Raw genomic sequence first — 13,938 nt, 5'->3', positions numbered from 1 at the left:
GGAGCAGGCCGAGCTCGTCGAACGCGTCCGCGCCCTGATCGCCGAGGAGCCGGTGGTGCGCGAGGTGTCGATGTTCGGCGGCAGATCGGTGATGGTCAACGAGAAGATGATCGTCAGTGCCCTCAGGGACGGCGGTCTCCTCGTGCGCGTCGATGCCGATCGGCACGACGAACTGCTGAGCCGGCCGGGTGCGATGCAGGCGGAGATGGGGCCGGGCCGCGACATGGGGCCGGGCTGGATCGAAGTCTCGGCCGACTCGGTCGGCGGCGACGAGCAGCTGTCGTCCTGGGTCGGGATGGCGATGGACCACAACCGGGTGGTGACCGGCGGACGCCCGTGAGTGCCCTCCACGATCGACGCACCGGCCCCTCCCGGATCACCCGGGTGGGGCCGGCGTCGCACCGAGCCCGGCGAGCGCCTCGGACGCCGCGAGGTACCCCGCCATCCCGTGCACCCCACCGCCCGGTGCGGTCGAGGCCGAACAGAGGTACACCCCGTCGAGCGGGGTGGCGTACCGCGACCACCGGGGCACCGGTCCGAGCACCGCGGACCACGGACCGGCCATGCCGCCGTTGATGGCACCGCCGACGTAGTTCTCGTTGTACTGATGATAATCGCTCGCGGTCCGCACGATGCGCCGTTCGACCAGGTCACGGAAGCCGGGCGCGAACCGCTCGACCTGACGGTCGATCGCCGGGCTCATGTCGCGGTCCGACCCGTGCGGGACGTGGCAGTAGGTCCAGAGGGTGTGCTTGCCGGCCGGGGCCCGGGTGGGATCGGCGACGCCGGCCTGCACTGCGAGCACGTACGGCGCGTCCGGGTGCCGGCCGGCCTCGGCGTCGGCCTCGGAACGGGCGATCTCGTCGAGCGTCCCGCCCAGGTGCAGGGTCCCGGCGTCGCGGCAGTCCGGGTTGGTCCAGGGCACCGGCCCGGACAGCTCGTAGTCGACCTTGCAGACGCCGGGGCCGTAGCGGTGCGCGGCCAGCGAACGGGCGTAACCGGCGGGGAACTCCGCCATCCGCAGCAGCTGGGCCGGGGTCACGTCGAGCAGGGTGAGGCGCCGCGCGGGCAGCTCGGCGAGCGTGGACACCCGGTGCCCGGTCTCGACCTCCCCGCCGAGCCGTTCCAGCTCGCGGACGAGCGCCCCGGCGAGCATCCCCGAGCCGCCCTCCACGACCGGCCAGCCCACGGCGTGCGCGGACGCGACCAGGGCCAGCCCGAACGCGGACGACAGCGGTGCGTCCAACCGGCGCAGGGCGTGCGCCCCGGCCCCGGCGAACAGCGCGCGGGCCTCGTCGGTGCGCAACGCCGTACGGGCCAGCGCCCGGACCCCGAGCAGGCCGGGCAGCCCGAACCGGGCCAGCGTCAACGGGTGGCGCGGGACCCGGCGCAGGTTCCCCAGCACCTCCGGCCACAGCGCCGGGCCGGCGTCGGCGAGCGGGCCCAGCAGCCGTTCCCAGGCGGGACCGTCGGCGCCCAGACCGGCGGCGGTACGGGCGACCGAGCGGTGTGCGACGGCGGCCCGCCCGCCGTCGAGCGGGTGCGCGAACGCGATCCGCGGATGCCGCATCCTGACGCCGAGCGCGTCGAGGTCGAGGGTCCGGAAGAACGGGGAGACGAGCGCGAGCGCCTGGACGGTCGAGCACACGTCGTGCGTCCAGCCGTCGGCGTGGGTGCTGCGCAGACCGCCGCCCGGGGTGTCGGCGGCCTCGTACACCCGGACCCGGAGCCCGGCCCGGGCCAGGGTGATCGCGGCGGCGAGCCCGTTCGGCCCCGACCCGGCGACGACGGCGTCTACCGCCACGACGGCAGCCAGAGCTCGGCCTGCCAGTGCGCCGCGGTGATCGGGTCACCGACCAGGATCGGCCACAGCCAGACGAAGTTGACCAGGATCAGCGCCACCCATCCCGAGACGACGAGCCGCCCGGCCCGGAGCCGGACCTCGGACTGTCCGGCGTGGCCGAGCATCCGTCCCATGGCGAGCGTCGTCGCCAGCACCAGGAACGGGGCCACCGGCATCATGTAGAAGAAGTACATCTGCCGGTCGAGGTTGGTGAACCAGGGCAGGAACCCGGCGCCGTAGCCGACCAGCACGGCCGTCCACCGCCAGTCCAGCCGGGTGACGGCCCGCCACAGGCCCCACAGCAGCACCGGGATCGACGCCCACCACAGGGCCGGCGTGCCGATCAGCATCACCGCGGAGACGCAGTCGTCCGCGCCGCACCCGGTCGCGGAGTCGGAGTAGTGGTAGAGCATCGGACGCAGGCCCATCGGCCAGGTCCACGGCTTCGACTCCCACGGGTGCCGCCCGGCCGATGCGGTCGTGAGGTTGGAATGGAACGTCAGGGCCTCGCCGTGGTAGTACCAGAGCGACCGCAGGGCGTCGGGGAGCCAGGAGAACGGCCCGCCGCTGCCGATCTCGCGCCCGACCTGGTGGCGGTCGACCCCGTTCTCGCTGCCGAACCAGGCCCACCAGGACGACACGTAGGTCAGCACCGGCACCAGCGCGAGCGCCCACAGCGCGGGTGCGAGATCCCGGACGGCGGTGCCGGCCCACGGCCGCGCGACCCCGGCCCGGCGGCGCAGGGAGACGTCCCACAGCACGCAGAGCAGGCCGAACGCGGCCACGTAGAACGAGCCGTTCCACTTCACCGCGCAGGCGAGCCCCAGGCAGACGCCGGCGACCAGCCGCCACCAGCGCACCCCCCAGCGGGGACCGAACGGATGGTCCCGGACCCGTCCCTCGGCGATCACCCGGGCCATCCGGGCGCGCACGTCGTCCCGGTCGCAGAGCAGCGCGGCGAAGGCCGCGGTCACGAACAGCGGGTGGAACGCGTCGAGCATCCCCATCCGGGACTGCACGTGGGACAGACCGTCGGTGATCAGCAGGACGCCGGCGAGCCCGCCCAGCGCGGTCGACCGGGTGAGGCGCCGTCCGGCCCGGACGACGAACAGGACCGTCAGCACCCCGGCGACCGCGACCGAGATCCGCCAGCCGACGCCGTCGTAGCCGAAGATCAGCTGGCCCAGCGCGATGAGCTGCTTGGCCAGCGGCGGGTGGACGACACGTTCGTAGCCGGGGTTGTTCTCGATACCGCCGTTGCGGACCATCTCCCAGGCCTGCGGCACGTAGTGCTTCTCGTCGAAGACCGGGGTGCCGCGGTCGGTGGGTTCGCCCAGGTCGTAGAACCGCAGCGCGGCGGCGAGGAGCACGACGGCCGCGGTGACCAGCCAGCCGCGCAACCGGTCGGTCGGTGGCGGGACGCCGAGCCGGGCGGCCGGGCCGGGATCGGCGCGGCGCAACGGCGGTGGGGTCCCGCGCGGAGCCAGGCCTGGTTCCGGCGCCGCACCGGCGACCCGGCTCCCGGCGTCGGCGGTCGAGGTGGCCATCACCGTCGATCGTAGGCTGGACCCCGTGTCGCCCGCTCCCGCCTCCGGCCGTCTGGTCCTCGCCGCAACCCCGCTGGGTGACCCCCGGGACGCATCGCCCCGGTTGTGCGAGCTCATCGGTACCGCCGACGTGATCGCGGCCGAGGACACCCGCCGCTTCCGCACGCTCGCCGGGGCGCTCGGCGTCACCTGGACCGGCAAGATCGTGAGCCACTACGACGCGGTCGAGGCCGAGCGCCTGCCCGGCCTGCTCGCCGCGGTGCGGGACGGGTCGACGGTGCTCGTCGTGAGCGACGCCGGGATGCCCGCGGTCTCCGACCCCGGGTACCGCCTGGTGGCCGCGGCCGCCGCCGAGGACCTGCCGGTGACCTGCGTCCCCGGCCCGTCCGCGGTGACGACGGCGCTGGTCCTGTCCGGGCTGCCGGTCGAGCGCTTCTGCTTCGACGGTTTCCCGCCGCGCCGGTCCGGCGAGCGCCGCCGCTGGCTGGAGACCCTGCGCGACGAGCGACGGGCGATCGTCGTGTTCGAGTCGCCCCGGCGGACCGCCGACCTGCTCGACGACGCCGTCGCGGTGCTGGGCCCCGACCGCAGGGCCGCGGTCTGCCGGGAGCTGACGAAGACCTACGAGCAGGTCGTGCGGGGGACGCTCGCGGAACTGGCCGCGTGGGCGTCCTCCGGCGACGTCCTGGGCGAGGTGACGGTCGTGCTGGCCGGCGCGGAGGAGCGGGCGGCACCCCCGGTGGAGAGCCTCGTCGCCGCCGTCCGTGAACGCACCGACGACGGCGAACGCCTCAAGGACGCCGTCGCCGCCGTCGCCGGGGCCGCCGGGGTGCCGAAGCGGGAGCTGTACAACGCGACGCTCGCGGCCCGGGACTGACGGGGCGGGTCAGGCCGTGACGGCGGATCTCGCGCGGCTCGGCACCGCCCGCACCACGGGCTCGACGTAGCGGGCGGCGATGGGGCCGAGCACCGCCATGATCAGTACGTAGGCCGTCGCCAGCGCGGACAGCTCGGCCGGCACCGCGGCGTAGCCGACGGCCAGCCCGGCGATCACGATCGAGAACTCACCGCGCGCGACGAGCGCCGCACCGGCCCGGGCCCGGCCCATCCGGGCGATCCCGGCCTGCTTCGCGGCCCACCAGCCGGTGGCGAACTTCGTGAGCGTCGTCGCCAGGGCCAGGACGAGCGCCCACCCGAGCACCGGCGGGATCGCCTTCGGGTCGGTGGAGAGGCCGAAGACCACGAAGAACACGGCGGCGAACAGGTCGCGCAGCGGTTCGAGGAGCTTCGTGGCGTTCTCCGCGGTCGAGCCGGACACCGCGATCCCGAGCAGGAACGCACCGACGGCCGCGGAGACCTGCATGGCCTGGGCGAACCCGGCGACCAGCAGCGCGGCGCCGAGGATCTTGAGCAGGAAGACCTCGCGGTCGTCGGAGTCGACGATCGCCGAGACGAACCGCCCGTACCGCAGCGCCACGACCAGCACGACCGCGATCACGCCGAGCGAGATCGCGACGGCGCTGATCCCGCCCCAGAGCGTCACGCCGAGCAGCAGCGCGGTGAGGATCGGCAGGTAGAGGGCCATCACGAGGTCCTCGAACACCAGTATCGACAAGATCACCGGGGTCTCCCGGTTACCGAGCCGACCCAGGTCGGACAGCACCTTGGCGACGATCCCGGACGAGGAGATGTAGGTGACGCCGCCCATCACCATGGCCCCGACGGGGCCCCAGCCGAGGATCAGCGCCACCGCGACGCCGGGCGCGGCGTTGAGCACGATGTCGAGCAGCCCGGCCGTCCAGGACCGGCGCAGTCCGGTCATCAGCTCGGCCGCGGAGTACTCCAGCCCGAGCAGCAGGAGCAGCAGGACGACGCCGACCTCCCCGGCCAGCGAGGTGAAGTCGCCGATGTCGCCGAGCGGGAAGATCCCGCCGGAACCGAAGGCGAGCCCGCCGAGCAGGTACAGCGGGATCGGTGACAGCCCGATCTTCTGGGCGAGCCGGCCGAGCAGCCCGAGGCCGAAGAAGACGGCCCCGAGTTCGAGCAGTTCGAGCGCGGTGTGGTCCAAGGCCGCTCAGCCGCGCGCGAGGATCGTGGCGGCCTGCTCGAGCTTCTCCGTCGTCCCGACCGCGATGACGATGTCACCGGCGGCGAGCACGAAGTCCGGGGTCGGCGACGGGTGCACCTGCCCGGCGCGCATCACCGCGACCACCGACACCTGGGTGCGGGTGCGCAGCGCGGTGTCGCCGAGCGGGCGCGCGTCGTACGGGCTGTTGTGCTTGAGCGGCAGCTTGCGGGTGGTGATGCCCGGGAGGTCCGCGTGCTCGTCGTTGAGCTGGTTGACCAGTTGCGGGGCGCCGAGCAGGTTCGCCAGCGCGCCGGCCTCCTCGGTGGTCAGCGGCAGCTCGGCGACACAGGCGTCCGGATCGTCGGCCCGGGACAGGATCAGGTCGATCTTCCCGTCCCGTTTGGCGATGACGCCGATCCGGCGCCCGTTGCGCAGCTCGATCTCCTTCCGCACCCCGATCCCGGGCAGCGGAGTCACGTCGACGTTCACCCGTGCAACGGTACGCCCTGCCACGACGAACCCGGCCGCGCCGGTTCGACCGCCCGGACCCCGGGTACGGACGATCATGTCTCTGCCCCCGTACGTCGTCGTGCTCTTCGGCGCCACCGGCGACCTCGCGCTGCGCAAGCTCTTCCCGGGGCTGCTGCGCCTGCACAACGCCGGCCTGCTCCCCACGGAGCTGCGGATCATCGGATCCGGACGGCACTCCCCGGGCACCGACGACGAGTTCCGCGACCGCATCCGGGACGCGCTCGAGGACACGACGGGCTGGGACGGCCTCGCACCGACACTGTCGTTCGTCGTGTCCGACGCCGACGACGGCACCGACCTGGCCGACGCGGTCCGGCAGGCGGAGCAGGAGCTGGGTGGGGACGACGGCGGCGGGGAGGACACCGTGCGCCGGCTCGTCTACCTGTCCGTCCCGCCCGAGGCGATGCCGGACATGGTCGCCATGCTCGGCCGGACCGGGATCGCCGACCGCTCGCGCCTGGTGGTGGAGAAGCCGTTCGGCACCGACCTGGCGTCGGCGAAGGAGCTCAACGCCGGGCTGCGCGAGGTCTACGCCGAGGCCGACATCTTCCGGATCGACCACTTCCTCGGCAAGGAGTCGGTGCAGAACATCCTCGCGCTCCGGTTCGCCAACGGCCTGTTCGAGCCGGTCTGGAACGCCGGGCACGTCCGCTACGTGCAGATCGACGTGCCCGAGGAGATCGGGATCGAGGGCCGCGCGTCGTTCATGGAGTCCACCGGCACGTTCCGGGACATGATCTCCACCCACCTGTTCCAGATCCTCGGCTTCGTCGCGCTGGAACCGCCCGCGGAACTGACCCCGGACGCGCTGCACGAGGTGAAGGCCGCGGTGTTCGACGCCGCGGCGCCGCTGGACCCGCAGCGTGTCGTCTTCGGGCAGTACGCCGGCTACCGCGACGAGGACGGCGTCGCCGACGACTCCCGGGTCGAGACGTTCGTCGCGCTCGAGGCCCGGATCGACAACGAGCGCTGGTCCGGCGTCCCGTTCCTGCTGCGGACCGGCAAGGCGATGGGCGCGACCCGCGGCACCGTGACGATCGGGTTCGCCGAGCCGTCGCCGTCGGTGTTCGGGCAGGGCAGTGGGAGCAGTGGGAACGGCGGGGGCAGCGGGGAGGCGGGTGACCCGCCGACCGAGCTCGTCCTGGAGCTGGCCGAGACCCCGAGCGCCGAGCTCGACGTGCGCGCCAAGGTCCCGGGCCCGGAGCTGCGGCTCGGCCGGAGATCGGCCTGACCGGTGAGCAGCTGGGGAACTTCCCGCAGGCGTTCACCCACCTGTCGCTGATCAGTTCGGCGATCAACCTGGACCGCGCGCTGGGGTGAAGCGGCCGCCGCCGTGGACCCTTCACGAAAACGTGAAGAGAAAATCATGGAGAACGGCGTCACAATCGTCGCCTCGTGCGGGAGTACACGGGTGACGGCCCAGCGACGGTGACGGATCCGCTCCAGCCCCGCCGGCCGTGACAGGGAGGTCCGGCGTTGGGGTTGCCGATGGTGTCGTTCCTGCGTCCCCGGGGCGTGTCGCGCCCGGGGCTGCGTGACGCTGCCCGCAGCCCTGGCGCGGACGCCGTACCGGTGCCCGTGGCGCCGGCCGAGCCGGAGGCGGCGCCGGCCGGGCCGGTCCACCCGAGCTGGCAGGAGTTCGTGATCGCCGACAAGGACGAGCTGGTCGCGGCCAGCCGGGCGTACTGCTTCGCGCTGCGCCTGCCGGAGAGCGCCGCGGACGACGTCTTCCAGGAGGCGTGCCTGGGGCTGAGCCGGATCTGGCCCCGGCTCTCCGAGGACGTCCGCCGCAGCCCGGGGGCCTACATGCGCGGCATCATCCACAACAAGGCCCGCGACCTGCGCCGCCCCAAGCGGGGCAACGACCGGCTCAACGATCTCGCCCAGCGCGTCGACCACACGGCGTGGGACGACCGGGCCGACGGGACGACCGGGCTCACCGGCGCGCCGGAGAGCCGCGCGATGGACGCCCTGCAGCGGGCGATCGACGCGCTGCCCGGCCGCCAGCGCGAGGTCGTGGTGCTGGTGAAGCTGCTCGACCGGTCGATCGCCGACACCGCCGCCGACCTGGGGGTGAGCACGGACGCGGTGCGCCAGTCGCTGTCCAGGGCGCTGGCCGCGCTGCGGGTGCAGCTCGCCGAGTTCACCGGAGGACACCGTGCGTGACGAGCAGAGCCCGCCGGACCCGCTGGACGCCCTGTTCGCGTCGGCCCGGACGGTCGTCCGGCCCGGCCCGGGAACCGGCGCGGGACCCGGTCCGGGGATCGACGTCGACCGGGTGGTGGCCGTGGTGACCGCCCGCGCCCAGATCCGCCGGACCCGCCGGCTGGCCGTGCTGCGGGCGGTCGGCCTGGGCGTCGTGCTCGGCGGGCTGCTGGGCTGGATCCTGCTGGCCCGGCCCGCAGCGGCCGACGTCGGGCTCGTCGTCGTGCTGTTCGTCGTCCCGGCGGTGGCGGTGCTCCGCTGGCACCTCGAGGCGCTCGACGGCCGGGGCCTGGTCCCGTGGCGGGTGCCCCCGACCGTGGGTGCCTGGTCCGCGGAGCTGCTCCGCTCCGGCGCCGAGCTGGACCGGTCGGTCGCCGAGCTGGACCGGGTCGCCGCCGGGCTGGACACGGTCGCCGCCGTCCTGCGGTCGGCCACCGGGCCGGGGACCGGGGCCGGGGACCCGGCCGGCGAGCCCAGCCGGGTGCTCCGCGAGGGACTGGGCGCGGGGGTCGGCGTGGCCCGCGACGATCTCGCTGCGCTGGCCGACCGGCTGCGCGGCGGCAGCGCCGGGATCCCCGGATTCCTCGGCAGCTGCGCGGAGGCACCGGGCCGCGCGGACTGGCGGACGATCCGCTCCGCCGATCCCGGGGCGGCGCGGGAGACCGCGGCGCGGGTGACCGCCGCGCTCGGCCGGATGGTCGCGCTGGCCCCGACCCTGCCGGTACACGATCCCGACCCGGGCGCCGCGGCGCTGGTGCTGGCCGTCGAGGAGCTGCGGGACCGGACGGCCCGGCTGCTGCCCGGGGTGGTGCGCCGCTGCGCCGAGGTCGTGCGGGCGATGGACCGGCTGCACCGGGTCGCGAGCGTCCGCGCGGTCCGGCGGGTGCGCGGCCCGTTCCGCTCGCTGGTCGGGTCGACGGTCGTCGTGGCGTGCGGGTGGGGCCGGACCGCGGTGGCGCGGGCGGCGATCCGCGCGGTGCTGGTCGCCGAGATCCCGGACGGCGTGCTCGGCTGGCGGGGCGTCGTGCGCCGGGCGCTGGCCGCCGCCGAGATCCCGGCCGGCCCGGTCGCGGCCGGGTACGGGCGATGACCGCGGCGGCCGGGCACCCCGGTCCGGCTGGCCCGGCCGGTCCGACGGTGCGCAGTACGATCCCGGCCCGGCTCGACCGGCTGACCTGGTCGCCGTTCCACACCCGGCTCGTGGTCGCACTGGGCGCCTGCTGGGTGCTCAACGGGTTCGAGATCACGGTGGCGTCGAACATCGGCCCGCTGCTCGGCGAGGCCGGGCGGTTCGGGATCTCGCCCACCGTCGTCGGGCTGCTGGCGACGTCCTACCTGCTCGGTGAGGTGTTCGGCGCGCTGCTGTTCGGGATGCTCGCGGACAAGTGGGGGCGCCGCCGGCTGTTCATCTGGACACTGACGGTCTACTTCGCGGGCAGCGCGCTCACCGCGCTCGTCGCGGGCACCGGGCCGGCGGCGGTCTGGCTGCTCCTGCTCACCCGGTTCGTCGCCGGGGCCGGGATCGGCGGCGAGTACGCGGCCATCAACTCCGCGCTCGACGAGCTGATCCCCGCCGTGTACCGGGGCCGGGTCGGCATCCTGGTCAACGGCGTCTACTGGGCGGGGGCGGCGCTGGCCGCGCTGGTCCAGATCCCGCTGCTGTCCGGTGCCATCGACCCGGGCTGGGACTGGCGGATCGCGCTGCTGGTCGGCCCGGTGCTGGCGCTGGGGCTGTGGTTCCTGCGCCGGAACCTGCCGGAGAGCCCGCGCTGGCTGATCATCCGCGGCCGGTCCGGCGCCGCGGAGGACGCGATCGCCCGGATCGAGCGCGAGGCCGGTGCCCACCGGGACCTCGCCCCGGTCGACGAGCGGCTCGCCATCCCGATCCGGCCCACACCCGTGGACACCTACCGCGGCACGGTCCGGCTGCTGGTCCGGCATCTACCCCCGGCGCTGTGTGCTCGGCGCGACGCTGATGATCAGCCAGTCGTTCCTCTACAACGCGGTGTTCTTCAGCTACTCGATGATGCTGGTCCGCTTCTTCGACGTCGCACCGAGCGCGACCGCGGTGTACCTCGTCCCGTTCGCCGTCGGGAACCTGCTCGGGCTGCTGGTGCTCGGTCACCTGTTCGACCGGATCGGCCGCCGGAAGATGATCGCCCGCTGCTACGGGCTCGCCGGTGGCCTGCTCGCGCTCAGCGCCGTGCTGTTCGGCCTCGGCGGGCTGACCGCGGTGACCCAGACGCTCGCCTGGTGCGTGGTGTTCTTCTTCGCCTCGGCCGGGGCGAGCGCCGGCTACGTGACGGTGAGCGAGATCTTCCCGATGGAGGTCCGAGCGAAGGCGATCGCGATCGCCTTCGCACTGGCCCAGACTGCGGGCTCGGCGGCCCCGCTGCTCTACGGGGCGCTGATCGACACCGCCGAGCCGAACCGCGCCTCGCTGACGATCGGCCTGCTGGTCGGCGCGGCGTTCATGGGCGCGGGCGCGGTCGTCGCCCGCCATCTCGGCGTCGACGCCGAGCGCCGGCCACTGGAGAGCATCGCCCCTCCGTTCGCGGTGCGCGCCGCGACCGGGGACGGCATCGACCACGACTCGCCCGATTCACCGAACAGAGGGGTTCGACAGTGACGAGACGGCTGACCACATCCAGGCGGTGGAGGAGGGGGCTGGCGACCGGTGTGATCGCGGCCTGCCTCGCCGGTCTGGCCGGCTGCGGCGGCGCCGCGGCGGGCCCACCGGTCCTGAACTGGTACATCAACCCCGACGACGGCGGCCAGGCGGAGATCGCCGCCGCCTGCACCGAGGCCTCCGGCGGACAGTACCGGATCGCGGTGTCGACGCTGCCGCGCCAGGCCTCCGAGCAGCGCCAGCAGCTCGTGCGCCGGCTCGCGGCGAACGACAGCTCGATCGACATCATGAGCCTGGACCCGCCCTACATCCCGGAGTTCGCCGAGGCCGGCTTCCTGGCCCCGGTGCCCTCCGACGTCGGCGCCCGGACCACCGCGGGCGTCGTCAACTCCGCGGTCCAGGGTGCGAGCTGGCGGGGCGCACTGGTGACGGTCCCGTTCTGGGCGAACACCCAGCTGCTCTGGTACCGCAAGTCGCTGGTCGAGGGCACCGGGCTGGACCTGACGAAGCCGGTCACCTGGGACCAGGTCGTCGCGGCGGCGCAGTCCAAGGACTCGCAGATCGCGGCCCAGGGCATCCGCGCCGAGTCGCTCACCGTGTGGCTGAACGCGCTGGTCGAGTCCGGCGGCGGGAAGATCGTCACCAACCCGTCGCCGGACGCGCCGGAGGCCGTCGAGCTGGGACTGGACAGCCCGGCCGCGGTGCGCGCGGCGGAGGTCATGAAGGCCGTCTCCGCGGTCGGCGGCCCGGGCTTCTCCACGGCGAGCGAGGACGAGAACGCCACCGCCTTCCAGGGCGGCGACGCGATGTTCTCGACGATCTGGCCGTTCGTCTGGGGCAAGGTCAAGAGCGCGGTGGAGGACGGCACCGTGCCCGCCTCGACCCTGGACGACTACGGCTGGGCGCTGTACCCGCAGGTCGATCCGGGCCGGCCGGCGGCGCCGCCGTACGGCGGGATCAACCTCGGCGTCGGCGCGTTCAGCGAGCACCCGGACCTGGCCTACGCCGCGACCGAGTGCATCACCTCGGAGGAGAACCAGAAGCAGTACTTCCTCACCAACGGCAACCCGGCGGCGAAGGAGGCGGTCTTCTCCGACCCCGAGGTCCTGAAGGAGTTCCCGATGGCCCCGGTCATCGAGCAGTCCCTGCAGCAGGCGAAGCCGCGTCCGCAGATCGCCTACTACAACGAGGTGTCGGAGTCGATCCAGCGCAACTACCACCCGGCGGGCGGCATCGATCCGGTGACGGTGGGGCCGGCGACCGCCGACCTGATCCGCGCGGTCCTGGCCAAGGAGGAACTGCTGTGAGCACGACCGTGGGCACGACGGCCGGTACGTCCGGCGGTGCGACCGCCGACCCCGGACGGGGCACGGGGCGCAGCGACCGGGCGCGGGCCGAGCAGCGGCTGGGGTGGATGCTGGCCGGGCCGGCGTTCGTCATCATGCTGCTGGTCACCGCGTACCCGATCGTCCAGGCGTTCTACTACTCGCTGTTCGACTACCGGCTGACCGACCCGGACTCGATCTCCTTCACCGGGCTGAACAACTACCTGGTGATCCTCACCGACGAGATCTGGTGGACCTCGTTCGGCGTGACGGCGTTCATCACCGTGGTGACCGTCGCCGTCGAGCTGGTGCTCGGCTTCGCGCTGGCCCTGGTGATGCTCAAGGCGCTGAAGGCGATCCGCCCGATCCTGCGCGCGGCGATCCTCATCCCGTACGCGGTGATCACCGTGGTGTCGGCGTTCGCCTGGCAGTACGCGTTCTCGCTGGACTCCGGGTTCGTGAACGCCTGGTTCGACTGGGTGCCCGGGATCAGCGCGGACACCGACTGGTTCGGCGGCACGATGTCGTCGCTGTTCGTGGTCTGCCTGGCCGAGATCTGGAAGACGACGCCGTTCATCTCGCTGCTGCTGCTCGCCGGGCTGGCCCAGGTCCCCGACGTGCTGCAGGAGGCGGCCGCGGTGGACGGCGCGACCTGGTGGCAGCGGATGCGCCGGGTGACGATCCCGAACATGAAGGCCGCGATCATGGTCGCGCTGCTGTTCCGCACCCTGGACGCGTTCCGCGTCTTCGACTCGGTGTTCGTCATGACCGCCGGGGCGAACAACACCGAGACGGTGTCGTTCCTGGCCTACCGGCAGACGATCTCGCGGGTCGAGATCGGCCTCGGCTCGGCGGTGTCGGTGCTGCTGTTCCTGTCCGTCGTGCTCATCTGCGTGCTGTTCATCAAGGGCTTCAAGGTCGACCTGTCCCAGGCCCGAGGGGAGAAGTGATGTCGCTGCGCGAGAAAGCCCTGTGGATCATCGCCGGCATCGCGATCGTGATCTACGCGCTGTTCCCGGTCGGGTGGATCGTGTCGCTGTCGCTGAAGTCGGCCGACGACATCGCCAACGGCCAGTTCCTGCCGACGGCGCTGTCCTGGGAGAACTACTCCCAGATCCTGGTCGGTGACGCGGCCGAGCTGTTCCTGCCCGCACTGCGGAACTCGTTCGGCATCGTCATCATCGCGACGTTCATCTCCTGCGTGCTGGCGATGTTCGCGGCCTACGCGATCGCCCGGCTGGAGTTCCGCGGCAAGAAGCTGATCCTGTCCACCGCGCTCGCGGTGGCGATCTTCCCGGTGATCTCGATCGTCACGCCGCTGTTCAACCTGTGGCGCCAGATCGGGCTCTACGACACCTGGCCCGGGCTGATCATCCCGTACCTGTCGCTGACCCTGCCGATCTCGATCTGGACGCTGTCGGCGTTCTTCCGGGAGATCCCCTGGGAGATGGAGCAGGCCGCCCAGGTCGACGGCGCGACGACCTGGCAGGCGTTCCGCAAGGTGATCGTCCCGCTGGCCACGCCCGGCGTGTTCACCACGGCGATCATCGCCTTCTTCATCGCCTGGAACGACTTCGCCTACGGCATCTCGCTCACCTCGACCGGCGCGTCCCGCCCGGTCCCGGCCGCGCTGGGGCTGTTCACCGGCGCGTCCCAGTTCGAGTCGCCGAACGGCCCGATCGCCGCCGCCGCGGTCATCGTGACGATCCCGGTCGTCGTGCTCGTCCTGCTGTTCCAGCGGCGCATCGTCGCCGGCCTGACCAACGGCGCCGTCAAGGGCTGACCGGCCC

General features: G+C 73.2%; 13 protein-coding genes and 1 pseudogene. 10 read left to right on the top strand and 4 right to left on the bottom strand.

What is annotated here, in order from left to right; genetic code table 11:
- The first annotated feature begins 55 nt into the window (after window positions 1-55).
- A complete protein-coding gene (locus AFB00_RS07190; RefSeq protein WP_197519776.1) occupies window positions 56-340 on the top strand; it encodes a TfoX/Sxy family protein in 285 nt (94 codons plus the stop codon).
- A 36-nt stretch (window positions 341-376) separates the two neighbouring features.
- On the opposite strand, the gene AFB00_RS07185 is transcribed toward AFB00_RS07190, so the two are convergent.
- Together AFB00_RS07185 and AFB00_RS07180 are read right to left on the bottom strand one after the other, a co-directional pair.
- A complete protein-coding gene (locus tag AFB00_RS07185) occupies window positions 377-1,804 on the bottom strand; it encodes a phytoene desaturase family protein (protein ID WP_068796581.1) in 1,428 nt (475 codons plus the stop codon).
- Window positions 1,795-3,390: a dolichyl-phosphate-mannose--protein mannosyltransferase gene (locus tag AFB00_RS07180; RefSeq protein WP_068796580.1), complete on the bottom strand. Its 1,596-nt coding sequence runs from the start codon at window positions 3,388-3,390 to the stop codon at window positions 1,795-1,797. Before AFB00_RS07180 ends, AFB00_RS07185 begins: the two co-directional genes overlap by 10 nt.
- 25 nt (window positions 3,391-3,415) lie before the next feature.
- Here AFB00_RS07180 and rsmI point away from each other — a divergent pair, with 25 nt between their 5' ends.
- Window positions 3,416-4,267 carry a 16S rRNA (cytidine(1402)-2'-O)-methyltransferase gene (gene rsmI / locus AFB00_RS07175; RefSeq protein WP_068800086.1) on the top strand — a complete coding sequence of 284 codons (852 nt, stop codon included), beginning with the start codon at window positions 3,416-3,418 and terminating at the stop codon, window positions 4,265-4,267.
- A 9-nt stretch (window positions 4,268-4,276) separates the two neighbouring features.
- Here the strand turns inward: rsmI and AFB00_RS07170 are convergent, their stop codons facing one another.
- Together AFB00_RS07170 and AFB00_RS07165 are read right to left on the bottom strand one after the other, a co-directional pair.
- Window positions 4,277-5,458: a cation:proton antiporter gene (locus AFB00_RS07170; RefSeq protein WP_068796579.1), complete on the bottom strand. Its 1,182-nt coding sequence runs from the start codon at window positions 5,456-5,458 to the stop codon at window positions 4,277-4,279.
- A gap of 6 nt (window positions 5,459-5,464) precedes the next feature.
- On the bottom strand, window positions 5,465-5,947 hold the full coding sequence (locus AFB00_RS07165; protein ID WP_068796578.1) for a cation:proton antiporter regulatory subunit: 483 nt from the start codon (window positions 5,945-5,947) through the stop codon (window positions 5,465-5,467).
- On the opposite strand from AFB00_RS07165, the gene AFB00_RS07160 reads away from it, so the two are divergent.
- The 8 genes and pseudogenes from AFB00_RS07160 to AFB00_RS07125 all read left to right on the top strand — a co-directional run bounded on the left by AFB00_RS07160 (window position 5,865) and on the right by AFB00_RS07125 (window position 13,931).
- Window positions 5,865-7,220, top strand: coding sequence for a glucose-6-phosphate dehydrogenase (locus AFB00_RS07160; RefSeq protein WP_335726560.1), 1,356 nt, complete (start codon window positions 5,865-5,867; stop codon window positions 7,218-7,220). The two genes, AFB00_RS07165 and AFB00_RS07160, sit on opposite strands and share 83 nt — an antisense overlap.
- A gap of 341 nt (window positions 7,221-7,561) precedes the next feature.
- Complete coding sequence (locus AFB00_RS07155; RefSeq protein ID WP_156819423.1) at window positions 7,562-8,155, top strand: RNA polymerase sigma factor; 594 nt, start codon at window positions 7,562-7,564, stop codon at window positions 8,153-8,155.
- Complete coding sequence (locus tag AFB00_RS07150) at window positions 8,148-9,284, top strand: hypothetical protein (RefSeq protein ID WP_068796575.1); 1,137 nt, start codon at window positions 8,148-8,150, stop codon at window positions 9,282-9,284. Before AFB00_RS07155 ends, AFB00_RS07150 begins: the two co-directional genes overlap by 8 nt.
- Window positions 9,281-9,991 (top strand): annotated as a pseudogene (locus AFB00_RS35425) (MFS transporter); the annotation flags it as partial. The gene AFB00_RS07150 and the pseudogene AFB00_RS35425, both read left to right, overlap by 4 nt.
- A 160-nt stretch (window positions 9,992-10,151) precedes the next feature.
- Window positions 10,152-10,823 carry an MFS transporter gene (locus AFB00_RS35420; RefSeq protein ID WP_068796573.1) on the top strand — a complete coding sequence of 224 codons (672 nt, stop codon included), beginning with the start codon at window positions 10,152-10,154 and terminating at the stop codon, window positions 10,821-10,823.
- 50 nt (window positions 10,824-10,873) lie between these two features.
- Entirely contained in the window at window positions 10,874-12,130 is a 1,257-nt protein-coding gene (locus AFB00_RS07135; protein ID WP_068796572.1) for an extracellular solute-binding protein, read from the top strand.
- Window positions 12,127-13,098 carry a carbohydrate ABC transporter permease gene (locus AFB00_RS07130; RefSeq protein WP_068796571.1) on the top strand — a complete coding sequence of 324 codons (972 nt, stop codon included), beginning with the start codon at window positions 12,127-12,129 and terminating at the stop codon, window positions 13,096-13,098. The genes AFB00_RS07135 and AFB00_RS07130 overlap by 4 nt, the downstream gene beginning before the upstream one ends.
- Window positions 13,098-13,931, top strand: a complete 834-nt coding sequence (locus AFB00_RS07125; protein WP_068800085.1) for a carbohydrate ABC transporter permease — start codon at window positions 13,098-13,100, stop codon at window positions 13,929-13,931. The genes AFB00_RS07130 and AFB00_RS07125 overlap by 1 nt, the downstream gene beginning before the upstream one ends.
- Window positions 13,932-13,938: the final 7 nt, after the last annotated feature.

The sequence above is a fragment of the Pseudonocardia sp. HH130630-07 genome, from assembly GCF_001698125.1.
In the GTDB taxonomy this organism is placed as follows: Bacteria; Actinomycetota; Actinomycetes; order Mycobacteriales; family Pseudonocardiaceae; genus Pseudonocardia.
Note: the sequence above shows the minus strand (reverse complement) of the source record. Positions and strands in the feature narration are given on the sequence as shown.